The organism is Streptomyces sp. NBC_00996, from assembly GCF_045162675.1.
Lineage (GTDB): Bacteria > Actinomycetota > Actinomycetes > Streptomycetales > Streptomycetaceae > Streptomyces.
In genome coordinates this window covers 10149098-10171846 of the sequence record NZ_CP108723.1, presented here as the reverse complement: position 1 = coordinate 10171846, position 22749 = coordinate 10149098, and the positions used below count along the sequence as shown (strand labels likewise).

The following is a 22749-nucleotide window of genomic DNA, read 5'->3' as shown; positions in this document are numbered from 1 at the left end:
GGCGGCAGCGCGAGGGACAGCACCGGGATCCCGGCAAGGACGAGCCACGGCACGGCGGGTGGGAGTCCGCTGTCCGGCGGGGCGCCCGTCCCCGCGCTGTCCCCGTATCCCATGCCGCACGATCGGCCTCCGGCCCGGCCCCGATGACCTCGACGGTGCGCGAAGGCGCACGCGGGGAGTGCCGCCGGAGCACCGGGGTACATGCAGCGGCATGCGGCTGAGCGTGGTGGATGTGGGGTCGAACACGGTGCGGCTCGTGGTGGCGGATGCCGAGGGCGGGGTGCCGCTGCCGGTGCACACCGCCAAGTGGCGGCTGCGACTGTCCGAGCGGATGGCGCATGGCGGCGCGATCCCCGACGAGGCGGTGGGGCAACTGGTCGAGGCGGTGCGCGCGGCGGGCAGCATGGCCCAACGATGGTGCGCGGCGGGCCCGTTGGCCTTCGCGACGACCATGGTGCGCAACGCCCCCAACCGTCAGGAGGTGCTGTGCGCCGTACGCGCGCAGACCGGAGTGCGGCTGTGCACTCTGCCGGGAGAGGTGGAGGCCGAGCTCACGTTCCTCGGGGCGCGCCGCTGGATGGGCTGGCGCTCCGGGCCGCTCGCACTCCTCGACATCGGCGGCGGCTCGCTGGAGGTGGCGTTCGGCCGAGGCAGGCTGCCGGACTTCGTGGCGTCGCTACCGCTCGGCGCGGGCCGGCTGAGCCGCGAGTTCTTCGAAGGCCAGGACCCGCCGTCGGAGGAGAGCGTCAGGGCACTGCGTCGCAACGTACGCCATCAACTGCGGGACGTGGCCGCACGGATCCGCTGGGAGGGACCGCGCACCGCCGTGGCGACGTCGCGGACCTTCCAGCAGCTGGCCCGGCTGTGCGGTGCGCCGCCCGGACGCCATGGCCCCTTCGTGGAACGGGAGTTGCGCCGAGCGGACTTACACGACGCACTCGACCGGCTCGCGCGGCTCACGGCCGCGGAGCGAGCGCTGCTGCCGGGCATCTCGGCACCGCGGGCCGTCCAGAGCCTGGCGGGTGCGGTGGTCGGGCACACGGCGATGAAACTGACCGGCCTGAAGAGGGTTTCCATCTGCCCCTGGGCCATCCGCGAGGGCATTCTGCTGCGGCACATGGAGGAGGGCGACTCATGGTGGGCGGACATCACCCGGCACAGTGACGAGGTCATGCCGCCGGCCGGTGGGACCCACCTGCGCATCGCGACCCCGGTGCGCTGAGCGGGTGTCACCGTGACGCCCGCCCCGGTCCCCCGGCCTCCACCTCAACAACCGCTTCGACAGGGCTCGTTGAAGCAGTAGTGCATGCGAAGGCCGAGGCGCCGTCGATCGTGTACACGCACATGCCGAGGGCCGGCCGACAGCCCCACTCTGTCCGGCCGACCCCCGGTGCGAAATCGCGTGGCGCCCCGCGACGGGGCCCGCACTCCCCAGCTACGGACCTCGATCGACGTTCACGAGAACCGCGCGATCCCGGTCCCTCAGAACGTGAAGACGGTCATCCCGTAGGAGTTCTTCACGCACTCGTTGGCGAAGGTGCGCTCGTACGAGACGCGCTTGCCCTGCCAGACGCCGTCGACCGTGACGACCACGGGGTCGAACTGCTTCGTACACACGGTCCCGTCTCTGACTGTCAGAGCGTCCAAGTCGCCGCCGGCTCCGCGGAGTTCGGCACAGGCCAGGGCGGCGGCGGGGTGGGTGCCGGAGGCGGTCGGGGCGCAGTTCAGGGTGACCGCCCGTTCCGGAGTGACGGTGGCTGCGCTGTTTCCGTGGCCCATGGTGAGCACCAGGGCCGAGGGGGCGTAGAGCCCGGACGGACCGAGGCTCGGGGCCGCGTGGGCGGACCCGAGCAGGGGTCCGCAGACGGCGGTGGCCGTCAGGGTGAGAGTCGCTGCCCAGCGCGCGGTGGTCGGCATTGTGTGCATCCTTCCGCTCGATTGAATGCGATACCGGCTCGGTTGGGTGCCGGTTCGGCGAGCGCGAGTCTGCCGAGTCCGCACCGGAAACACACATCGACCCCATGCGTTTCGGTAACTTTGAGTGTTGAAACAGTGGCGTGAAGTTACGGAATTCGAACGTGCAAGCCCGGGAACTGCGCGGTTGTTGATCACAGGAAGCGCCTTCCTGGCCGGATTCCCTTGGCTCGGCAATAGGCCTGAAACATTCCGCTTCAGCCCATGGCGGAGACCCTTGCCTCTGACTGGCAATGGAGTAATGGTGATTACATGATTACAACCGAGCAATGCGAGAAGCTGCGCGGCTGGTTCGCCGGCCGCTTGCCCGACGACCTCTTCGAGAGCCTCCCGGAGGTGACGGTCGACCGTGAGGAGATCACCGTCATCGGCCGCATCCCCGAGCCCCGGCTCACCGAAGGCGCCTCGGACGCCGAGAAGGAGGCGGCCGTCCAGGCACGTATCCAGGAATTCCGGGAGCGCACCCGCGAGGACCGGGTCGCGGTGGCGCGCGAAGCGGAGCACCGGTTCCGCAAGAAGGTCTCCTGGGGTGTGGAGTGCGGCGGTGAGCGCGCGCTGTTCACGCACATCGCCGCGCCCGTCATGACCCGGTTGCGCCAGCCCGAACGCCAGGTCCTCGACACCCTCGTCGCCGCCGGTGTCGCGCGCAGCCGCAGCGACGCCCTCGCCTGGTGCGTACGCCTTGTTCAGCGGCACACCGACGACTGGCTCGCCGAGCTGCGCGATTCGCTGGAGCACGTGCAGCGGGTCCGGGCGCAGGGCCCGGACGCCGAACCGGAAGACGCCCCGTCCGACGAGGAGTGACGAACCGCGCCACACTGGCACCAAGGTGCCGATGAGGCGAGGTGGTCGCGGATGAAGTTCGGGGTGTCGACGTTTCTCACCGATGAGGGCATCGGTCCGGCAGCGCTCGGACCGGCCCTGGAGGAGCGCGGGTTCGACGCGCTCCTGCCGGCCGAGCACACGCACATTCCGGTGAAGCGGGAGACGCCGTACCCGGCAGGAGGTGATCTGCCCCGCGTGTACTACCGCACGCTCGACCCGTTCGTGGCGCTCGCCGCGGTCGCCTCCGTGACCCGCGAGCTGCTGGTGGGCACCGGGATCGCGCTGGTGGTCGAGCGTGATCCGATCATCACCGCGAAGGAAGTGGCCAGCCTCGATCGGGTCTCCGGCGGCCGTGCCGTGTTCGGTGTCGGCGCCGGCTGGAATCGGGAGGAGATGCGCAACCACGGGACGGATCCGGCCAAGCGCGGTCGGCTGATGGACGAACGGATCCGCGCGATCATCGAGCTGTGGACCAAGGACGAGGCCGAGTTCCACGGCGACTTCGTCGACTTCGACCCGGTGTACAGCTGGCCCAAGCCGGTCCAGCGGCCGTACCCGCCCGTCTGGGTCGGCGGCAACAGCGACCGCGCCTTCGCCCGCGTCGCCGCATACGGGACGGCGTGGATGCCCAGCGGGGTACCTCCCAAGGAGCTCGGCGCGCGGATCGACCGCATGCGGCAGATCGCCGGTGACCGGCCGGCCGTGGTGGTGTACGGGGCCCGGCACGACCGCGAGTCCCTCGACATCTACGCGGAACTCGGCGTCGAACGCGTACTGCTCTTTCTCCCGACCCGGCCGGAGGACCAGACGCTGCGCACGCTGGACGAGCTGGCCGAAACCGCGTCCTCCCACCGCTGACCGCGCCGGCCGCCGGGGATACGGAGCTCACCGTGCCGGACATGGACGAGAACGAGGCGCGCCGCCGGTTTCTGACGGCACGGGTGGCGCGCCTGGCGACGGTGGACGCCGAGGGGCGACCCCACCTGGTGCCGGTCGTGTTCGCGCAGTACGGCGATTGCGCGCGCCGCCGCGACGAGATCGTCACCGCCGTCGACCGCAAGCCCAAGAGATCACCGCGGCTGAAGCGGTTGCGCAACGTCGCCGCCCACCCGGCCGTCTGTCTGCTCGTGGACGCCTACGACGAGGACTGGGACCGGCTGTGGTGGGTACGGGCGGACGGCGACGCCCGCATCCTGCCGCCCGACGCACCGGAGTCCCGCGTCCGGGACGAGTACACCGCGGCGATCGCACCGCTGCGGGAGAAGTACGCACCGTACCGCTCGCAGCCGCCGGACGGCCCGGTGATCGCGATCACCGTCCACCGGTGGCACGGCTGGCGCGCGGCACCGGAGACCGACCCACCCGGCTGAGCCGCCGACGGTTCCGCCGTTCGTCTTCGGTCTCGCGACGGCGAGCATCACGGCGTCAACGTCCTGCGGCTGCACATGGGTTCGCAGTCCGGGACGCACGTCGACGCGCCGTACCACGTGGACGATGCCTGGCCCAGGCTGGACGAACTGCCGCTGGAGCGCTTCGCGGGTCCCGCGGTCGTCGCCGACGTCCGCGGCCTCCCCGCGCGGGCCCCGATCACCCTGGACCTGCTCGCGCCCGCGCTGGCCCGCGTGCGCCTGCGGCCCGGCGCGATCCTGCTGCTGGCCACCGGCTGGTCGGCGTACTGGGGAACGGACCACTACCTGGCGCATCCCTGGCTCACACCCGACGCGGCCCAGGCCGTCGTCAACGCGGGGGTGCGCACCGTCGGCATCGACGCGCTGAGCGTGGACCCCACGGGCGGCACCGGCCTTCCGGCCCACCGCATCCTGTGCGGCACGGAAGGCGTGATCGCCGAGAACCTGACGCGCCTCGACTACGTCGCCACCGCGCAGGCTGCGGGCAGCCCGGTGGAGGTGTTCCTCTTCCCGCTGCGTCTGCCCGGGGCGGACGGTGCCCCGGTCCGGGCGACGGCCCGCATCGGGGGCCGGGCGGGGTCGGCGTAGGCGCCTCCGGCACGGTTTGTGGATTCGCCCGCCTTCGAGAGGTCTTCGGGCCACCGGAGCGCCCTCGCGGGCGCGTCCCGTACGTCGAGGTGGGCGTCACCGACCTGCTCGGCAGGACAACGGTCCACTGACGCCGCCTCGGTGCGGGACATGCCGTCGGTTCAGCCGGCCGTGCGCGCGAGTTCGGCGATGACCTCGACGGCCCGGTCGAGTTCGGCCTCGGTGTTGTAGTAGTGCGGGGAGAGCCGCACCAAGGGGTGGACGCCCCGGTTCTCGGTGTCGAACTGGGTGTGCTCGGGGGTGGTCGTGGAGACATTGATGCCGCGCTGCGCGAGCGCCCTGGCGACATCGGCGGTGGGCAGGGCATCGGCCTTCGCCGTCACGATGGCACACCGGTCCCGGCCCAGGTCGTACGTGGTGACGCCAGGCAGGGCCGCCAGCCGGTCGCGCAGGTACGCGCCGAGGGCCACGACTCGCTTGCCGATCTGGTCCAGGCCCAGCTCAAGGGCCTGGGCCACGGCGGCGTCCAGCCCCAGGACGTTGGCGTAGCTCACCTCCCAGGTCGCGAAGCGCCGCGCGCCGTCGTGCCAGGTGAAGCCACGCGCGCCGTCCCAGGCGGCGGACTCGATCTCGATGACGAACGGGTCGAGGTGCTCAAGGGCCTCCGGACGGACCCACAGGAAGCCGATCCCTCGCGGTCCGCGCAGGAACTTGCGGCCGGTGGCGGTGAGCATGTCGCAGCCGATCTCGGCGACGTCGACGGGGAGTTGTCCCACGGACTGTGTGGCGTCCAGCAGGAAGGGCACGCCGGCCGCCCGTGCAATCCTGCCGATTTCGGCCGCCGGGTTGATCAGACCGCCACTGGTGGGGATGTGGCTGACACCGACCAGCTTGGTGCGCTCGTCGATCAGGTCGGCCAGCGCCGCGGTGTCGAGCTGTCCGGACTCGTCGTCGGGGACCACGACGACCTCGGCGCCGGTTCGCCGGGCGACCTGCAGGTAGGCCAGCACGTTGCTGCCGTACTCGGCCCTGCCGGTCAGGATGCGGTCGCCCGGCTCGAAGGTCATGGAGTAGAAGGCGGCGTTCCACGCGTGGGTGGAGTTGTCGAACAGCGCGATCTCGTCGGCCCGTCCGCCCACCAGCCGGGCGAGGTTCGTGTAGGTGCCGTCGATTCTGTCCCGCTCCTGGCCTGCCGCCTCGTATCCGCCGATGGCCGCTTCGAGTTCCAGATGGGAGGTCATCGCCGCAAGGGTCTGCCGGGAGAGCAAACCGGCTCCGGCGTTGTTGAGGTGCACCCGGTTCGCCGTGCCCGGGGTGTCCTTGCGGAGCGCGTCGATGTCCATACCGATGACTTCCCGTCTGCCCGAGATGCGTTTGCGTCCCTTACGTTCCCAAAGTGGCGTACATCAGTAAAGTGAATGTTTCTGCGTCTGACAGGCCAAGAAAAGTGATGAACGGAGCCCCGCAGTGCGCAGTGCTCAACCTGCGCCGCCTGGAGGTTCTGCGCGAGGGGGCACGCCGTGGCGTTCCTGCCCGACTTCCTGTGGTTCGACCGCGCTCCCGAACTCGCGCTGCGACGAACGGCCGTGAGTCACCGTCGTACGATCCTGGCGACGATGCGGACCGCGGCGGGCGACCATCCGCTGACTCGTGGATTCCTGGCGGGTCTGCGGCACGCGATCGACCGGACGGTCGCCGACGTACACCGCCGTTTGCAGCCCCTGCGGCGATCGCGGGGCCCGCGATCAGCGCTCCGGTCTCCGCAACCGCCCACCCAGCGCGGCGTCCGAATACCGCCAGCCACGAGGCCACGAGAGCGGCAGACTCATACAGGAAGGTGAATCGTCAGAAAAGGGAGGAACGATGACTGTCTACGCGATGCTCGACAGCCCGCTGGGTGAACTTCTGCTGGTGGGTGAGGAGTCGGACACAGCGACAGGCGGCACCGCGCTCAGGTCGCTCTCGGTGCCCGGCCAGAAGGGCGGCGTCACCGTCCAGGACGGTTGGCGCGAGGACAGCGAGGCCTTCGCCGAGATCATCCGCCAGCTCGGCTCGTACTTCGACGGCGAGCTCACCCGCTTCGACATCGAGTACACCACCAGCGGCACCCCCTTCCAGCAGCAGGTGTGGAAGGCCCTGGAGGGCATCGAGCACGGCACCACCCTCGCCTACGCGCAGGTCGCCGACCGCGCCGGGATCCCGCGCTCGTCCTCGCGCGCCGTGGGCACCGCGATCGGCGCGAACCCGCTGCTCGTCGTGCGTCCCTGCCACCGTGTGCTGGGCAGCAGCGGCGCGTTGACGGGATACGCCGGCGGCCTGGAGCGCAAGCGCCAGCTGCTGGACCTCGAGAACGTCCGCCAGGCCCTATGACCGGCCTCCCGCGGTCGCCGGGCCAGGAACATCACGAAGAGGCCCTGCGGCTTCCACCTCCCCGGAGGGCACCATGATCGACACCAACCGACTTCCGGGCACGCTCACCGAGCGGATCGGCTCGCAGGACTGGGACGCACTGACCGCGGAGGTCAACGAGTACGGCCACGCCCTCACCGGTCGGCTGCTCACTCCCGACGAGTGCACGGCGATGACAGACCTCTACGACGAGCCGGAGCGCTTCCGCACCACCGTCGACATGACACGCCACCGGTTCGGCTCCGGACAGTACCGCTACTTCACCCACGAACTACCGGATGATGTAAGGGAGTTGAGGGAAGCACTCTACCCACACCTGCTGCCCATCGCCCGCGACTGGGCCGCCAAACTCGCTCAGCCGTCCCCCTGGCCGGACAGCCTGCAGGAGTGGCTGGCGCTCTGCCACGAGGCCGGGCAGGCCAAGTCCGCGCAGATCCTGCTGCGTTACCGGGCCGGAGACTGGAACGCCCTGCACCGCGATGTGTTCGGCGACGCCGTCTTCCCGCTCCAGGTCGTCATCGGCCTCGACGCACCCGGAGTCGACTACAGCGGCGGCGAGTTCATCATGACCGAGCAGCGACCCCGCGCCCAGTCCCGCGGATCGTCCACCACCCTGCCGCAGGGCCACGGGCTGATCTTCACCACCCGCGACCGGCCGGTCGCCTCCCGGCGCGGCTGGTCCATCGGCCCGATGCGGCACGGGGTGAGCACCGTGCGCTCCGGCAGGCGGCACACCCTCGGCCTCGTCTTCCATGATGCCAATTGACCGACCCGACCAGCGGACAGCGCACGTACACACTGCGCGGCCCGGACAACGAGCCGTACCGAAGCAGCTCGCCGGGCACGCTCGGCGGACACCGGGGCGGAAAGTTGTACGGGCGCCTGGACTGCCCCTCCGCACTGCGCGCGATGGGCCGCGGCCCCTACATGCGGTACCGGGTCTTCTTCGCCGACGAAGGCACCGCGATCGCCGCCGGATACCGGCCGTGCTCGGTGTGCCTGCCCACCGAGTACCAGCGGTGGAAGACCACCCGGAAGAAGCGGAGGAGCACTTCGTGAACGCCCACCCCGACTCGGACGAGTCCGCCTCACCGCGCATCGGTGCCGCCGAACCGGCGGCACTCGGCGACCTGCCCGTCCCGCCCGCCCACACCGACGCGGAACTCACCGCGCTGCTCGCCCTGCTCCCCCGGCCGCGCTCGCGCATCCGGTCGATCACCATCGGCCACAGCCGCGACGCCGCCTCCCGCGTGGCCGCCGAGGCGTTCGCCACCGCGTGGAAGGCGGCCGGCAAGGACGTTCTCGCGATCGTGGACTGGCCCGAGCGGGCCGCCTCCTGGCTCCGGCCCGCCCGGCGCCTCACCGCCCAGACGCCCGACGCCTGGGTGATCGCGGCCGCCCCGCTCGGCTTCGCCCAACTCGCCCGCCGCCTGCGCCACTCCACCGACTGGGACCGTTCCTAAAGACTGAGCGGAAGTGAGTCCTGTTGCCAGAACCCATGCTCAGCCGCGTGCCCCGAACGGTGCTGGGCACACTGGTCCTCCGCTTTCACTCCGTATCCGGCGCACACGGATCGTGTCCGTGGTCCGGGCATACGGGGGCGGGTTCCCTCACGCCCCAAGGCCACCGGTTCGGCCTGGACGGTCCGATGCCCCACACGATCGCTCCGGTCGTGCGGGGGCGGTGCCGTCCGTCGCCGGATCGGGTGCCCCAGGGCGCGCCTGCCGATCGCCACCGCTGCCGCGTCGTGGCGAGTGGTCTTCCTGATCTTGCTGGTGAGGGGTTTCTGCCAGTGCTGGGCGCCCCACTTGCTGGTGTAGGCGGGATCGACGGCGACGACGGGGATGCCGAGTTCGGCGGCCATCGACACCAGCCGGGCCCGCAGCCGGGCCACGGGCATGCCGGAGACGAGCCGGCGGAACTTCTTGCGGCGCCCGTGCTTCTCCCGCGTCTTCTCCGTGGCGAAGTCCAGGTCCTCGACCGCGATGGCCCGGCGGTGCCGCTGGGCGAAGTGCAGCAGCCGGATCAGAGCGTGGCGGACCTGGGCGTCGCGGTGGGCGGCGGTGCCGGACAGGTCGTAGTCGAAGCGGTGCGGCCGGCCGACCGGGTTGCCATGGACGTCGAGCCGCCAGGCGGCGAGATGGTCGGCGTTGGTGTCGACGCCGACCAGGCCGCCCGCCCGCGCCTGGGCCAGGGGCACGGTCTGGACCGGCGGGATGGTCCAGGAGGCGGTCAGATACCAGCGGCCCCGCTGGACGTCCTCGTGCATGCGGTACGCCACCGCCCGGTTCGCAGCGATGCGATCGGCCCACTCCTGGCCCCGGTGAGGGAAAGCGACGCGACAGGCGAGCACGTACCGGCCATGGCGGGCGTTGGCCAAGTGGGCGAGCGGGGCGGGGAGTTTGATGCTGACCTCGCCGTCCGGGGTGACCCGGATCGTCTCGTTCCCGAACCGCTTCCCGCTCTCGCCGTCGGCCCGCAGGAACCGGCGCGCGGCTTCCCACCGGCGGCGCCAGATGTCCTCGGCGAGCCCGGCCCGGTCGAGGTGGTGGCGGGTGTTCAGCAGCTGCTTGCCACCCCGCGTTACACGCACCCGTCCGGCCTTCTGGTCGGCCCGCTCGGTCTGAAGACGGTCGGCCAGTACATGCAGGCGGCGGGACTTGGCGAACCACTCCTGCCGGGTGCGGTATCCGCCCGGGGCCCGCTTGGTCCCCGGCTCGCCCACCGGCAGCGACAACCGGTGGGCGATCGCGCGCACACCGGCCTCAAGTCCCTGGACGTGCGCCGACTGGGCACGCCGGGCCAGCCCCCACTGGTCGTGCGTGGCCTTCGTGATCGACCCGGCCCAGCGCGAGGAGGACTCCTCCGTCAGGGCCCGCTTGCGCTGCGCCCACGCGTCCGCGTCGTGGCCCAGCCCGGCGGCGCACCGGGCCTCGAGGTCCCGCCCGGCCAGCGTGCCGAGATGGTCGCCGACCAGCCGCAGCACCCTCTCATCCCCGGGTGTCAGATGCTTGAGCCGGGCGCGGACAGCGACGCCCGACGGGCCGAGGGCGACGAACGGCGCCGCCGCCTCGCGCAGCCCACCCATCCCCCTCGCCCCCTGCCCGGCACCGAAGATCCCGTCGCCGTATCCAACGAGCACCTCCCGCAAAGGTCACGCATTCGATGCAAGAATCCCTGTTCCGCCGCATCCGCGCGCACCCCAGCCGCCGCGCCCACTCACTCATGCACACTCCAACGCACCAATCACGGTCAACCGGCAACAGTTCCCAACCCCCGGCGCACCTTCGCCGCCCTCGGCGACTCCCGCGTCCCGGCGCTCGCGGGCGCCCACACCCTGCACGGCCTGCGCGGCGCGAACCCGGACGGCACCACCTGGCGCATCGACCGCGACTGGGTCACCCAGTTCCTGCCCTAGACCGGACTAGACCCACGCCGTGTCGGGATGCGGCCGCCTCGTGTGCTGCCGGCGTTGCGCCCGGCGGACGGCGAGCGGTGCCGCCAGGCCCGTCAGGGCGAACAGGGCTCCTACGACGTACCAACCGGGGCGGCCCCAGGTGATGCAGAGCGAGATGAGCAGGGTGGGGCCGAAGGCCTCGGCCAGGCCGGCGCCCAGGCCGAACACTCCGAGGTACTGGCCGGTGGCGTGCTCGGGCGCGAGGGCGAAGGACACTTCGAAGCCCGCGGCGGAGTGCCACAGTTCGCCGACCGTATGGATGACCACCGCGGTCATGAGCAGCGTCGCGGCGGCCCATGTCGGTATGCCCGCGGACAACGAGATCAGCGAGCAGGAGACGAGGAAGGCCAGGCCTGGAGCGACGGTAGGCGCCTCCGCCGGCCGCGGGCGAATCGATGGAGCGGCCGACTCGTACCTGAACCGCGATGACAAGGACCGTGTTGATGAGCATGGTGCCCGAGACCAGCCAGCGCGGTGCGTTGGTGGCCGTGACCAGCCAGAGCGGGATGGCCACGGTGAGCACCTTGAACTGGATGGCCATGATGCCGCCGAGGGCGGTGATCAGCAGGTAGGGCCGGTCCCGTAGGGCGAGCCGGCGTGGGCCGCCGGGGTTCACCTCCACGCGTGTCGGATCGTGTCGATCCGGGCGGTTGCCGTTCGTATGGAAGGTGGAAGCCCCCCTCCTCGAACGTCCGGAGGATGTCATGTCGTTCACCGACGAAGAGATCGCCTACCTGCGATCGCAGCCGCTCGCCCGCGTCGCGACGCTGTCTCCCGACGGCCGTCAGCCCGATGTGGTGCCGCTCGCCTTCGAGTACGACGGCGCGTACTTCTGGGTCGGCGGAACAGGCTCGGCAGTCGCCCGAACCCGCAAGTTCCGCAACGTCCGGGCAGGCCACCACGAGGTGGCCCTCGTCATCGACGACCTGGTGTCCCTCGACCCGTTCATCGCACGAGGCGTACGGGTCTACGGCCGCGCCGAAGAGCCGGTCGAGCGCGTGGGCATGGTCGGCCCGGGGCTCTACATGCGCATCACACCGACGGTCTCCTGGAGCTGGAACATGCAGGGCCGCCCGGCGGGCAAGGAATGGTACCCCTCGCGGCGGACAGTCCACGCGTCCGGCGACTAGTGCCCCAGCAGGCGACACCAGCTCCTGTCCGCGCGCCTCGCCACCGGCGAGGTCTCAGGACCTGACCGTGCGCGCGATGTCCAGCGTCAGCCGTTGCCACGGGTCGCGGGCATCGCGGCCCGTCAGTTCGCGGACGCGGCGCAGGCGGTAGCGCAGGGACTGGGCGTGCAGGTGCAGTTCGCGGGCGGCGGCGCTCGCCGAGCCCGTGTCGAGGTATGCGGTGAGCGCCTCCAGGAGGTGCTGCCCGCCCGGGTCGGTGAGCGGGCCGAGGACCAGTCGGGCGATGTGGTCCGGCGCGGCGGCCGGGTGCCCGGCGAGCAGCGCGAGGACATGCGCGTCGGCGTCGGTGAGGAGGTGGCCCGGCCGGTGGGCATGGGCGGGTGCCGTGTCGAGGGCGTCGGCGGCGAGGCGGTGGGCGACGGCCACCCGGTCCAGGCTCTCGCCGGTGATCGCGCAGCCCCGCCAGGAGCGCACGCCCAGGACCGCGCCCGCCCCGGCGGCCGCTCCGGCCGGTAGCAGCAGAACGGCACGGGAGCCGCGGACGGTCGCCAATGAGGTGACCTCGCCGCCTGCAACGGCCAGCGCGTCGAGGAGTCCCGTGGCCGCGTCGTACGCCATGTCGGGGCGGTCCGTACCGATCGGCTCCGCCACCAACAGGCAGTAGGCATCAGGGAGTTGGATGCCGAGCCGGGCCGACCGGTCGGTCAGCGCGCCCACGGACGCGTGCCGCCCGGCGATCAGGTCGTCGAGCAGCAGTCGCAGTGCGCGGTCGCGGTCCCCGGTAAGGTCTTCGCTGGTCGCGGCGTATGCCGTGGCCATCTCCTCGGAGAGTGTGTCGAGCGTGGTCAGCAGCATCCGGGCGAGCGCGAACGCGTCCGCGGCGGTGAGTCGGGGCGCGCGGGCCGCGATCTCGTCCGTGAGGACGGTCCCGGCCACCCGGTAGGCACGCAGCACCGCCTGCACGGGGCGCCCGTCGGCCGCGCGGGCCGCGGCGATGCCCCGGAACCGTCTGAGGTCGGCCGGTTCCAGCGTGCCGTCGGTCGCCCAGAGATGCAGCAGCCGCTCCAGCCCCCAGGCCGCGATGGCCCGTACCTCCGGCAGCCGGCTGTCGTCCAGCGCCGCGTACACCGGGACCTGTGTATGCACCGCGGCGACGATCGCCTCCACGACACCCGGATCGGCGACCAGCTCCTGCCGGATGCGCTCCCTGGCTCCTGCGGGGACTTCTGCGGGCTTGCTTGTCACAGGGTGATGATCCCAGCCGCGCGATGTGCGCACCACAGTGGACGGGCCTTGTCACAGTGGCCAGGATCGACGTCGTACAGCGCAGTCTCAGGGACGAGAGGCGGGACGTACGGATGGCGAAGCATTGGGCCGACTTCCAGTACGAGATCTATCTGAACGGAATGACGGGTGCCGTACCGCGGCTGCCCACCGATCTGACCCGGCTGGAGGAGCTCACCGAGCAGCGGCTCGGGCCCGGTCCGGTCGGCTATGTGGCGGGCAGCGCGGGCAACGGCAGCACCGCCCGTGCCAACAGGGCCGCCCTCGACCGGCGCCGGATCGTGCCCCGCATGCTGCGCGATGTGCACGAACGCGACCTGTCCGTCGAGGTGTTGGGGCGTCCGCTGCCCGCGCCGCTGGCGCTCGCGCCGGTGGGCGTGCTGTCGATCATGCACCCGGACGCGGAGTCCGCCGCCGCGCGGGCCGCCGCGGCGCAGGGTGTCCCGTACATCCTGTCCTCGGCCTCCAGCACCCCCATGGAGCAGGTCGCCGAGGCGATGGGTGACGCGGAGCGCTGGTTCCAGCTGTACTGGGCGAAGGACCGCGAGGTCACCCGGAGCTTCCTGAACCGGGCGAAGGCGGCCGGGTTCACGGCGCTGCTCGTCACCCTCGACACTCCCCTGCTGGCCTGGCGCCCGCGCGATCTCGACCAGGCCTATCTGCCGTTCCTGCACGGCGTCGGCACCGCCAACTACTTCTCCGACCCGGCGTTCCAGGCGGGCCTCGCCAATCCGGTGCACGAGGACCCGAACGCGGCGGTGATGCACTTCGTCGGCATGTTCGCGGACCCCGGCAAGACCTGGCCCGACCTGGCGTTCCTGCGGGAGAACTGGGACGGGCCGATCGTCCTCAAGGGGATCCTGCACCCCGACGACGCCCGCCGTGCCGCGAGCGCCGGAATGGACGGCGTGGTCGTCTCCAACCACGGTGGCCGACAGGTGGCGGGCTCGGTCGCGGCCGCCGACGCGCTGCCCCGCGTGGTCGAGGCGGCGGGCGACCGGTTGACCGTCCTCTTCGACAGCGGGATCCGTACGGGCGACGACATCTTCAAGGCGCTCGCACTCGGCGCCGAGGCCGTGCTCGTCGGACGCCCCTACGCCTATGGGCTCGGCCTCGACGGGCAGGCGGGCGTCGAGCACGTCGTCCGCTGTCTGCTCGCCGAGTTCGATCTCACGCTCGCCCTGTCGGGGCATGCCCGCCCCGCCACCATCGGCCCCGACGACCTGATCGAGGAAACCGCATGACCGACACGAAGAACGTCCTGGCCGTCGTCTCGCCGCACGTCGGGGGCCGCACGGCGGGCGCGGCGCTCGCCACCGTCTTCCCCGGGGAGGCCCGCGTCACCGTCGTGGAGGCGACCGACGAGGACCCCGCCGCGCTGCGCGCCGCGCACATCATCATCACCGGACTCGGCCCGGTGACCGCCGAACACATCGCCGCCGCACCGGACTTGGAACTCGTCCAGTGCGCCAGCCACGGCTTCGACTACGTCGACCTGGACGCGGCGCGCGCCAAGGGCGTGCCCGTCTGCAACATCGGCTCCAGTGGCGCCGAGAAGCAGAACGTCGCCGAGCAGACCTTCGCGCTGATGCTGGCCCTCGCCAAGCAGCTCGTCCCGGCGCACACCGCGCTCGTCGGCGCCGACTGGGCGCTGCCACGGCTGCAGCAGTCCATCACGGAACTGTCCGGAAAGACCCTCGGCATCGTCGGACTCGGGCACATCGGCGAGGAAGTCGCCCGCCGCGCGCTCGCGTTCGACATGAGCATCGTGTACGCCGGGCCACAGCCCGTCCACGCGCAGACGGAGGCCCGACTCGGCGGTGCCCGCCATGTCGAGCTCGACGAACTGCTGCGCACGTCGGACTACATCACGCTGCACGCGCCGCTCACCGATGACACCCGGCATCTGCTGAACGCCGAGCGGCTCGCGCTCCTCAAGCCGACCGCGTTCGTCGTCAACACCGCGCGGGGCGCCCTGATCGACCAGGACGCCCTCGCGGACGCGTTGGAAGCGGGCGCCCTGGCCGGAGCGGGAATCGACGTCTTCGACCCCGAACCGCCCACCGAGGCCCTGCGGTTGCTCAAGGCCCCGAACGTGGTCCTCTCACCGCATGTAGCGGGCGTGACGCGCGAGACGCTCGTCCGGATCGCGCTGGCGGCCGTCCAGAACGCCGCCGACTTCGTGGCCGGCAAGCCGCCACGCGATGTCGTCTCATAGCGTCACAGTCCGACTCCCGTGGTGATGTCGGGGAGTCGCAGGGGCAGCGGCAACGCGGGCGCCGGACTCGCGTCGCCGTCGTCGTCACTGACGGCCACGGCGCGCGGCTCCTGGTAGGTCTCCGACGGGGTGGCATCCGGTTCGGCGGGCACGCCCGTCGGCTGCTCGCCCCGCGGCTCCTTGGGTGTCTCAGGCGTGGTGTCGGCCGACGGCGGATCGCCGGCGGGCTGGGTCGAGGGGCTGGTCGTGCCCGCGATCGACAGCGACTCGGGACCGGCCGAGGCCGCGTCGGTCCGCCACCGCTGCACATCGGAGCCGTCGCGCACCTTCACGACAATGTCGGCGTCGGGGTCGGTGGACGCGGGCGCGACCGCGAGTCCGTCGTTCCACCGGGGCAGCAACTCGCCCCGCACGGTGAGGTCATAGCGCTCGTCGTCGCCCCGGGCCGCGCCCTTGGCGACACAGCGGTCCAGGAAGACGACACCGTTGTCAGCGTGCGAGTCGAGGCACAGCCCCGGGTTGGCGAGGCTGCGCAGCAGACCGTCTCCCTCGTACGACCACTGCTGGGTCCAGGCGGACGAGCACACCGCCAGCCTGGTCTCGGCGCCGGTCTTCGCCGTACCGCCCCGGATGTCGAGGCACAGGTCGGCGGCAAGGTTGCGCAACCGGGTCCGCTCGGTGGTCGTCGGGAGTCCGGCAGAGGTGGGCGGCGAGGACACGGGCGGCGGGGCCTGGGAGCCGGGGGTGGGTGACAGGGTGCGGCTGCTGCTCGCTCCGGTGGACGCCGTGGGGTCGGCGCCGCCGTCGTCGTGCGACCACAGGCTGGCGGCGAGGACGGTCACGAGCAGGGCTGCCGACAGGCCCGCACCGGTGAGCAGGGCCTTCGGTGGCCGCTGCCCCGGCTGGGCCGCGCTGCGCCGCGGAGCCGGGATCTGGGACAGCAGGCGATGGCGTCCACCGCTTCCCGGACGGCCGCCGCTGCCGGGACCGCCGCCGCTTCCCCGCCGCCTGCCGCCGAAGGGGGACCCACCCCGGGGGCGCACCGCTTGCCCCGCGCGCCCCGGACGGGAGTCGAGATACCGCCGTGCGCCCCAGCCGAGTACCGCCTCAGCGAGCAGTACACCCAACCCGCCCTCGAAATGACTGAGTTGCTCGGCCGCGTAACGACAGTACGGGCACTCCATCAGATGGTCTTGCACATCGGGCAGCAAGGCGCCGCCCCGACGAATCGGTACGTCCAGCAACCGGTTGTAGAAGCCGCATTCCTTGCTCGGCGCGAGTTCCTGGTGGGCGCGTACACAGCCCTCCCGAAATTGCTCCCTGGCCTGCTCCAGAGCCGCCGACGCTATGTCGGTATCCATGCCTGACAGACCGGCTGGTACGGATATGGGCTCCGCCTCGACCTCGGTGTGCCAGAGCAGGCACCGGGCCAGTGCCGGGAGAGCGTGGAAAGCGCGCTCGGCGAGCTTCCGATTTTCGGCCGTCATGGACTTCGCCGCGCGCATACCGCGGCCTCCGGCGGGTTTCCTCAAGTCCGGCACAACACCGGATATCCGATCGTCCGCGGACCACCCCTTCACGGTGTCTCTGACCGTGACGAGGAGTTGTGGCCGGAGCGCGAGACCGGAGTCGCCTTGCACGAGACGATCGAGCTCCCGATGGAAGGAGGTCGCGGTCACCATGGAGGCGACGTTTGCCGAAGAAGCGAGGCAGATGACGGCGTAGTCGTACGTCGGCTGCCAGTGCCGGGCCATCAACAGGGCGACGGGATGGGCGACATCGCTCTCCGGCCGGCCTCTCAGCAGGGCGGCGAGACTCTCGTCGGATTCGCCGGGAACGCCACTGGGCGGATAAGGGGGACGAGGGGGGTGGGGGGTGCGCACGGAGCGGGTTCCTTCCAAGGTGCAAGGTGGCACACAGAAGTTCTTGTCCGCCGAAAAGGCGCCCTGATTGGTGCATACCTTTTTGACGGGGCGCAGGGAAAACGGTCGGGGGCGAAGGCCGTACGGAGACCGTCGGTCAAGAGCCTTATGAGCTCGACGACAGTCCCGGAATAACGAACGGCGATTCGGACCCGGCCATTGACCTTGCGCAGCACGTTCACCCTCGCACAACACGCTCATGACCAACAAGGCACTTGAGCAACATACGCATCATTGAAAGAAAGTCAGATCCCGAGGCAACTCGCGTCGCTCGCACCGGCTTTCGAAATTCCATGCGCCCCGTGTGAACCGCGCGCACACGCCGGCGGCCCGCGCACGCTCCCGGCACACGGAGCTCCGTAGTCCACTGGAACCGGCCCTTCTCGGAGGCCCCGCGCAGGACGGCGGCTCTCCCGCGCGAAACCGGCCGCCGGCCCCGATCCTCCCGCCCTCGGTCGGCGGCCCCGAGGGCGGGGCCCGCTGCCGGACTCGGGGCCGAACACCCCCGAGACTGGACGGCATTACCGCAATGGGGCCCCGCAAAGATGGCGTCGCCCGTGGCGCTGTCCATCGGCCCGCCGTGGGCAAAGCTCGCCAGAACGCAGGACGCCGGTCGGCGTCTCACGGACAGCGGGCATGGGCCGGAGGTACGGCGGCTGCGGTAGAGCACCACGGCCGCCTGCGCCAGGAATTCTCACGCCGACCCGGAGGGCCGTGCATTCAGGCCGATCGGACTGTGCGGACGATGAGGTCCCCCTCGCTCCTCCTCGTCCCGAAGGCTGCCGCCGCGTGTCCGACGGCGGCTTCGAGAGCGGTGACAACGCCCCCGTGCAGGAGATGGGACGCTCTGTCAGATCTGCCAGGACCGCAGTCGGTCGGCCGCGCCGTAGACGTCCGTCTTGCCGGAGATCAGGTCGCGGGCGAGATCGACGAGGGCGCCGTACGGCGGGTCGATGCCCACGCCACTGACGAACATGTACGCGACCGCCGCCGAGCAGGCGAAGCGGGCGTTGGCAGCCGGCAACGGCTTCAGCAGGGCCAGAGTGTGCAGGAGCGCGGCGGCGCGCCAGGCCGGGTCGGAGTCGACGCCGAGCCGGGGCGGGTCGACACGGTGGCGAGCCACGGCGGCGACGAGCGCCGAGAAGTCGTTGACCGTGGGCTGGTCGGGCAGCACCTCCTCGTGGCGCTGGAGCAGCCAGGGCACGTCGATATGGATGACGGGAGCCATCGGTCAGGCGACCCGCCCCTCACCCTTGGCGGGTGGCTCGTCCTCGGGGAAGGCGGCGGCGAACTCGTCGGCGTGCGCGGTGAAGAACTGGCGGAACACCTCCGCGCCTTCCTGCAGCGCCCGGTGTCGCACGATGTCGGCCGCGGCCGCCTCCCGCACCAGGGCTTTCATCGACGTACCGCGCTCCTTGGCCATCTGCCGCAGGTCCTCTAGCTCGCGGTCGCTGAACTCCACGTTGAGAGCTGGCATGCCCTCACGGTACCGCGCGGGTACTTACTCGTAAATACCACCAGGTCAAGGGCGATGCAGAGCGGTACCGGCCGGGCCGGGAGGCGCCCGTCACACCTGGTCCGTCACCAGGACGGCCTTCCCGGTGATCTCCCGGCTTTCGAGCGCGGCATGCACGTCGGCGGCCTTCATCAGCGGGTGTACGGAGCCGATCCGCGGCGCGATCTCACCGCGCGCCGCCATCTCCAGCACGCGCTCCAGACCTGCCCGGTACCAGGCATGATCGCCCTTGATCTCGGCCGGCACCATGCTCAGCGCGGTGCGTCGGCCCGGCCGCAGATTCATCAGCTTCACACGTGCCGCACCGCGCACGGTGTCGCCGACCATGCGTCCCGGGCGGCCCGAGAAGGCGTAGCTGACCAGTACTCCCCCGGGCGACAGAACGCGGTACGCCTTGCCCAGCCCGGCCCCGCCGATGTGGTCGAACGCCCCCTGGACACCGCCCGGTTCGCGCTCGCGCAGGACGGCCCCGAAGTCCTGCCGGCGATAGTCGATGAAGGTCACACCATGCTGTGCGAGCAGGTCCTCGGCACCGGGCGCCGAGGCGGTGCCGTACATCCGAAGTCCGCGCAGTGCACCGAGCCGGCTGAGCGCTTGCCCCACTCCCCCGCTCGCGCCCTGGATGAGTACCGTGTCCCCGGCCGCGACACGGCCGTGAGTCTCCAGGACGCTCAGTGCCGTCAGGTGGTCGAGCGGGATCGTGGCGGCCAGGAGCGGGTCGAGGCCGGCGGGCAGTGGGACGAGTTGCCACAGCGGCAGGGAGATGTACTCGGTGTACGCGGCCATCTTCGTCAGGCAGACGGCGACGCGCGCACCCTCCTGGAGCCAGGCCGGCCGGGTTCCGTCGGGCGTGAAGTCCACGATCTCGCCGACGAGTTCGTAGCCGGGCGTGAAGGGCACCTTGCGCTGCAGCAGATAGTCGCCCGAGCGTGCCATCAGGTCGGTGAAGCCCACTCCGGAGGCCAGCACCTTCACTCGGGCGTACCCCGGCGGCGGCTCCGCCAGGGTGGCTTCGACGGGCCGCATGGTCTCGGTGCCGCCGAACCGCTCCACGACGATCTTTCGGTACGCGATCTCGCTCATGAACCTCACCACTTCCTGTGTCGTGTCATTAAGTTACACGACACATATTTGTCCGGCCAGGCCACGTGAAGACGATCGAGCGGATAGGTGTCGTGTAACGTAGTCTTGTCGTCTATTGATCCCGGGAGTGCCGCACGATGGAGCCGGCCGAAGAAGTCCGCTTCCTCATCCTGGCCGCGCAGCGTGAGGGAAATCGCCAACTCGCCCAAGGGCTACGCCCCTTGGGTGTGACGCCCGCACAGGCCGAGGTGCTGCGGCTCCTCTCGGAGCGGCAACCGCTCAGCATGTCCGGACTCGGGGCCCTGCTGGTGTGCGAGAGCGGCGGCAATCCCAGCCGCCTGGTGGACCGTCTGGTGACCGCGGGACTCGTACGCCGCGAGGAAGGCAGCCACGACCGGCGTCATGTGGAGCTGACGCTCACCCCCGCGGGCCATGAGACGGCCCGCGCGGTGGCCTCGGTCGAGGCCGAACTGCACGCTCACATCGGGGCCGCGGCGGAGGGTCACGACGTCGACGCGGTGCTTGCGTTCCTGCGCGCCTTGGTGGCGGGCCAGAGCGCGGGCGAGGCGGTGGCCCTGCGTGCGGGGCGCGCCGCAGCCCCGACCGAAGCCCCGTAGCGGGCGCGGCGCCGCGCCCGGGCTCAGCGCGGCTGGGCGCGCGCCGCCTCCGTCAGGGGCAGCCACTGCGCCGACGCGGCGAGCGGCACGCAGACCCAGTCCTTCATCGGGCGACCGCCCATGGGGTCGAAGAGGTGCGCCCCGGCGAGGGCGAGGGCCTCGGCGTGCTCGGGGGTGTCGCGGTACAGGCGGACGACCAGTGCACCCTCGTGGAGGCTGACGAACGCCTTGCCGTTCGGGTCCTTGAGGCAGGGCATCCCGAACATCTTGGAGAGCTTCGCCCCGCGGGGTGCGAGGTCCTCGGCGAGACGCGCGAACAGTTGGTCGGCGTCCGCCATCAGGCGACCTTCCGTCCAGTGAGGGCGAGCAGCCGCTCCAGCGGGGTGGCGTCGACGGCGGGATCGACCTCCGGCCCGAAGGCTCCGTTGGCGCGGGCGTCTTCGGGGATCTGTCGGGCCGCGGCCGTCGCGGTGGCGACCACGTCGTCGTCGGCCCTGAACGACTGACCGGTGGCGGTGGCCAGGTCCCAGCCGTGCACGGTCAGCTCCATGATGGTGATCATCCCGGCGAAGGGCGCGGGGTAGGTGCTCGACGCGAAGGGCGTTTCGCCTTCCCAGGCGCCGGGCTCGGCCCACGCGGCGGCGAGCCGGTCTACGAGCGGCGGGAAGGCCACCCACGGCGCCTCGGTCAGTGTCATCGGGGCGTCGGCGGGCAGCGGCTCCTTCGCGGCGGCGTATCCGCCCATGACGAGCGCGCCGAGCAGGTGCTCGCTGAGCCGGTGGACGTCGAAGTCGGCGCAGGGCGTGGGGAGTTCACGCTTGCCGGTGAGGGCGGGCTGCTCGGTGTACGCCTGCAGGTTGCGGGCGGCGCGGGCCAGCTGGTCGGCGAGTTGTACGGGAGTGGCGTTCATCGGGGGTGCTCCTTTTCGGAAGGGCTCGGACCGTCTCGGAAGGACGGAAAGGGACGGCTCACAAAGACGGACCCGGCTCAGCCGAAAAAGGGATCGGCCTTGCCCGTCTCCGCGTACGACTTGAGCGCCGTGAACTTGGTGGCCCAGCCGTAGGTGAAGTTGCGATAGGCGTCGTCCTGGGCCGGGAATCCGACGTGCGTGAAGCGCAGCAGGACCCCGCCCTCCGGGACGTCGAGGATCTCGTAGGTCTGTGTGGTGCCGGCCCACGGGCCGTTCTCCCCCGCCAGCACCAGGCGCCGGTCGCCGGACTCGGTGATCCGCAGCCGCCAGGACTCCGGCACACCGGGGAAGCTCAGCGCGTGCTCAGCGCCGACACCCTCCCCTATCTCGGCGTCCGCCGTGAACCAGCCACGTACGCCGGCCTCGGTGGTGATGGCTGCGCGAACGGTGTCCGCCTCGGCCTCGATGGTCAGCTGCATCGCGATGTCGGGCATCGGGTGTCCTCTCGGGATCATCAGGTCTGTCGCGAGTGTCCGGTATTGCCCGAACCTCATTCTTTAGCCGACACTAAAATAAGAACCGGGGCAGCGCAAGTTAAAGCCGTGACTAAAGTAAGCAGCGTGGATCAGGTGAAGGCGATCAGTGAGCCGCGGCGGCGGGCCATTCTGCAGCTCGTGTGGCACGAGGAGCTGTCGGCCGGAGAGATCGCCGAGCGCTTCGACGTCACCTTCGGCGCGGTCTCCCAGCATCTGAAGGTGCTCCGCGAGGCGGGCCTGGTCGTCGTCCGAAAGGACGGCACCAAGCGGTACTACCGCGCGGACCGTGCTGGGATGGGACCGCTGGCCGCCTACCTGGAGTCCATGTGGGGCGACTCCCTGGACGCCCTGGCCGCGCTCGCCGAACAGGCCGAGCGGGAGGAGGAGCAGAAGTGACCATCACCCCCGACGGCTCCGTCGTCGTACAGCGGCACATCAAGGCCCGCCCGGAGACCGTGTTCTCCTTCTTCACCGACACCGAGCGATGGCTGTCCTGGCAGGGCGTCGAGGGCGTGTTCGATCCGACGCCCGGCGGCGCGTACCGGATGCGGGTCGTCGGTGACGCCACGGCCTCCGGACGCTTCGAGGAGGTGGAGCCGTACACCCGGATCGTCTTCACCTGGGGCTGGGAGAACGAGGGCGACCCGGTGCCGCCCGGCAGCAGCCGGGTCGAGGTCACCTTCGCCCCCGAGCCGGACGGCACCCTGCTCACGCTCACCCACTCCGGTCTGCCCGAGCCGGCCCGCGAGCCGCACCAGGAGGGCTGGGACCACTACCTCGACCGGCTCGCCGTACGGGCGCCCGGTGGCGACCCCGGCCCGGACAGCTGGATGGAGCCGAAGCCCGCCTGAGCACCCGCGCACCGGGGCCG

Annotated in this window: 28 protein-coding genes; 16 read left to right on the top strand and 12 right to left on the bottom strand. The window is 71.1% G+C overall.

Annotated features, from left to right (window positions below; translation table 11 throughout):
* The first annotated feature begins 211 nt into the window (after window positions 1-211).
* Complete coding sequence (locus OG390_RS47125) at window positions 212-1222, top strand: Ppx/GppA family phosphatase (protein WP_406176688.1); 1011 nt, start codon at window positions 212-214, stop codon at window positions 1220-1222.
* A 260-nt stretch (window positions 1223-1482) separates the two neighbouring features.
* Here the strand turns inward: OG390_RS47125 and OG390_RS47120 are convergent, their stop codons facing one another.
* Complete coding sequence (locus OG390_RS47120; RefSeq protein ID WP_399082559.1) at window positions 1483-1917, bottom strand: protease inhibitor; 435 nt, start codon at window positions 1915-1917, stop codon at window positions 1483-1485.
* Window positions 1918-2226: 309 nt separating this feature from the next.
* On the opposite strand from OG390_RS47120, the gene OG390_RS47115 reads away from it, so the two are divergent.
* From OG390_RS47115 to OG390_RS47100, 4 genes are all read left to right on the top strand, one after another.
* Window positions 2227-2778, top strand: coding sequence for a hypothetical protein (locus OG390_RS47115; protein WP_406176686.1), 552 nt, complete (start codon window positions 2227-2229; stop codon window positions 2776-2778).
* A 51-nt stretch (window positions 2779-2829) separates the two neighbouring features.
* Entirely contained in the window at window positions 2830-3657 is an 828-nt protein-coding gene (locus OG390_RS47110) for an LLM class F420-dependent oxidoreductase (protein WP_406176684.1), read from the top strand.
* Window positions 3658-3689: 32 nt separating this feature from the next.
* On the top strand, window positions 3690-4169 hold the full coding sequence (locus OG390_RS47105; RefSeq protein WP_406176682.1) for a TIGR03668 family PPOX class F420-dependent oxidoreductase: 480 nt from the start codon (window positions 3690-3692) through the stop codon (window positions 4167-4169).
* A 75-nt stretch (window positions 4170-4244) separates the two neighbouring features.
* A complete protein-coding gene (locus OG390_RS47100; protein WP_406176680.1) occupies window positions 4245-4796 on the top strand; it encodes a cyclase family protein in 552 nt (183 codons plus the stop codon).
* A gap of 161 nt (window positions 4797-4957) precedes the next feature.
* On the opposite strand, the gene OG390_RS47095 is transcribed toward OG390_RS47100, so the two are convergent.
* Entirely contained in the window at window positions 4958-6139 is a 1182-nt protein-coding gene (locus OG390_RS47095; RefSeq protein ID WP_406176678.1) for an aminotransferase class V-fold PLP-dependent enzyme, read from the bottom strand.
* Window positions 6140-6659: 520 nt separating this feature from the next.
* Here OG390_RS47095 and OG390_RS47090 point away from each other — a divergent pair.
* The 4 genes from OG390_RS47090 (at window position 6660) to OG390_RS47075 (ending at window position 8668) form a co-directional block, all read left to right on the top strand.
* The gene (locus tag OG390_RS47090; protein ID WP_406176677.1) at window positions 6660-7166 is read left to right on the top strand and encodes a methylated-DNA--[protein]-cysteine S-methyltransferase; all 507 of its coding nucleotides are present in this window, start codon (window positions 6660-6662) and stop codon (window positions 7164-7166) included.
* A 73-nt stretch (window positions 7167-7239) separates the two neighbouring features.
* Complete coding sequence (locus tag OG390_RS47085; RefSeq protein WP_406176675.1) at window positions 7240-7971, top strand: 2OG-Fe(II) oxygenase; 732 nt, start codon at window positions 7240-7242, stop codon at window positions 7969-7971.
* Window positions 7968-8264 carry a metal-binding protein gene (locus OG390_RS47080; protein ID WP_406176673.1) on the top strand — a complete coding sequence of 99 codons (297 nt, stop codon included), beginning with the start codon at window positions 7968-7970 and terminating at the stop codon, window positions 8262-8264. Before OG390_RS47085 ends, OG390_RS47080 begins: the two co-directional genes overlap by 4 nt.
* The gene (locus OG390_RS47075) at window positions 8261-8668 is read left to right on the top strand and encodes a hypothetical protein (protein WP_406176671.1); all 408 of its coding nucleotides are present in this window, start codon (window positions 8261-8263) and stop codon (window positions 8666-8668) included. Before OG390_RS47080 ends, OG390_RS47075 begins: the two co-directional genes overlap by 4 nt.
* Here OG390_RS47075 and OG390_RS47070 read toward each other — a convergent pair.
* Window positions 8665-10293, bottom strand: a complete 1629-nt coding sequence (locus OG390_RS47070) for an IS200/IS605 family accessory protein TnpB-related protein (RefSeq protein ID WP_406178288.1) — start codon at window positions 10291-10293, stop codon at window positions 8665-8667. The genes OG390_RS47075 and OG390_RS47070 overlap by 4 nt on opposite strands.
* Window positions 10294-10629: 336 nt before the next feature.
* A complete protein-coding gene (locus OG390_RS47065) occupies window positions 10630-10980 on the bottom strand; it encodes a hypothetical protein (RefSeq protein ID WP_406176669.1) in 351 nt (116 codons plus the stop codon).
* A 125-nt stretch (window positions 10981-11105) separates the two neighbouring features.
* Between OG390_RS47065 and OG390_RS47060 the strand changes: the two genes are divergently transcribed.
* Together OG390_RS47060 and OG390_RS47055 are read left to right on the top strand one after the other, a co-directional pair.
* Window positions 11106-11234, top strand: a complete 129-nt coding sequence (locus OG390_RS47060; RefSeq protein WP_406176667.1) for a hypothetical protein — start codon at window positions 11106-11108, stop codon at window positions 11232-11234.
* Between the two features lie 132 nt (window positions 11235-11366).
* Window positions 11367-11792 (top strand): PPOX class F420-dependent oxidoreductase, encoded by a 426-nt coding sequence (locus OG390_RS47055; protein WP_406176666.1) that lies wholly within the window; start codon window positions 11367-11369, stop codon window positions 11790-11792.
* 54 nt (window positions 11793-11846) lie between these two features.
* On the opposite strand, the gene OG390_RS47050 is transcribed toward OG390_RS47055, so the two are convergent.
* Entirely contained in the window at window positions 11847-13037 is a 1191-nt protein-coding gene (locus OG390_RS47050; protein ID WP_406176664.1) for a PucR family transcriptional regulator, read from the bottom strand.
* A gap of 113 nt (window positions 13038-13150) precedes the next feature.
* Here OG390_RS47050 and OG390_RS47045 point away from each other — a divergent pair, with 113 nt between their 5' ends.
* The gene (locus OG390_RS47045) at window positions 13151-14320 is read left to right on the top strand and encodes a lactate 2-monooxygenase (protein ID WP_406176662.1); all 1170 of its coding nucleotides are present in this window, start codon (window positions 13151-13153) and stop codon (window positions 14318-14320) included.
* A complete protein-coding gene (locus OG390_RS47040; protein WP_406176660.1) occupies window positions 14317-15294 on the top strand; it encodes a 2-hydroxyacid dehydrogenase in 978 nt (325 codons plus the stop codon). The genes OG390_RS47045 and OG390_RS47040 overlap by 4 nt, the downstream gene beginning before the upstream one ends.
* Before the next feature lie 2 nt (window positions 15295-15296).
* On the opposite strand, the gene OG390_RS47035 is transcribed toward OG390_RS47040, so the two are convergent.
* The 4 genes from OG390_RS47035 to OG390_RS47020 form a co-directional block, all read right to left on the bottom strand.
* Window positions 15297-17177, bottom strand: coding sequence for an RICIN domain-containing protein (locus OG390_RS47035; protein WP_406176659.1), 1881 nt, complete (start codon window positions 17175-17177; stop codon window positions 15297-15299).
* Window positions 17178-18066: 889 nt separating this feature from the next.
* Window positions 18067-18444: a toxin Doc gene (locus OG390_RS47030; RefSeq protein WP_075028158.1), complete on the bottom strand. Its 378-nt coding sequence runs from the start codon at window positions 18442-18444 to the stop codon at window positions 18067-18069.
* Window positions 18445-18447: 3 nt separating this feature from the next.
* A complete protein-coding gene (locus OG390_RS47025; RefSeq protein ID WP_406176657.1) occupies window positions 18448-18693 on the bottom strand; it encodes a hypothetical protein in 246 nt (81 codons plus the stop codon).
* A 90-nt stretch (window positions 18694-18783) separates the two neighbouring features.
* Entirely contained in the window at window positions 18784-19815 is a 1032-nt protein-coding gene (locus OG390_RS47020) for a zinc-binding dehydrogenase (RefSeq protein ID WP_406176655.1), read from the bottom strand.
* A 137-nt stretch (window positions 19816-19952) separates the two neighbouring features.
* Here OG390_RS47020 and OG390_RS47015 point away from each other — a divergent pair, with 137 nt between their 5' ends.
* Window positions 19953-20432, top strand: coding sequence for a MarR family winged helix-turn-helix transcriptional regulator (locus OG390_RS47015; RefSeq protein ID WP_406176653.1), 480 nt, complete (start codon window positions 19953-19955; stop codon window positions 20430-20432).
* A gap of 23 nt (window positions 20433-20455) precedes the next feature.
* Here OG390_RS47015 and OG390_RS47010 read toward each other — a convergent pair whose 3' ends face one another.
* From OG390_RS47010 to OG390_RS47000, 3 genes are all read right to left on the bottom strand, one after another.
* Window positions 20456-20770, bottom strand: coding sequence for a hypothetical protein (locus OG390_RS47010; RefSeq protein ID WP_406176651.1), 315 nt, complete (start codon window positions 20768-20770; stop codon window positions 20456-20458).
* Window positions 20770-21342 (bottom strand): TIGR03086 family metal-binding protein, encoded by a 573-nt coding sequence (locus OG390_RS47005; protein WP_406176649.1) that lies wholly within the window; start codon window positions 21340-21342, stop codon window positions 20770-20772. The genes OG390_RS47010 and OG390_RS47005 overlap by 1 nt, the downstream gene beginning before the upstream one ends.
* Before the next feature lie 77 nt (window positions 21343-21419).
* Window positions 21420-21836 carry an SRPBCC domain-containing protein gene (locus OG390_RS47000; RefSeq protein ID WP_406176648.1) on the bottom strand — a complete coding sequence of 139 codons (417 nt, stop codon included), beginning with the start codon at window positions 21834-21836 and terminating at the stop codon, window positions 21420-21422.
* Window positions 21837-21962: 126 nt separating this feature from the next.
* Here OG390_RS47000 and OG390_RS46995 point away from each other — a divergent pair, with 126 nt between their 5' ends.
* Entirely contained in the window at window positions 21963-22274 is a 312-nt protein-coding gene (locus tag OG390_RS46995) for a helix-turn-helix transcriptional regulator (protein ID WP_099919073.1), read from the top strand.
* Window positions 22271-22729: an SRPBCC family protein gene (locus OG390_RS46990; RefSeq protein WP_406176646.1), complete on the top strand. Its 459-nt coding sequence runs from the start codon at window positions 22271-22273 to the stop codon at window positions 22727-22729. Before OG390_RS46995 ends, OG390_RS46990 begins: the two co-directional genes overlap by 4 nt.
* Window positions 22730-22749 lie beyond the last annotated feature (20 nt).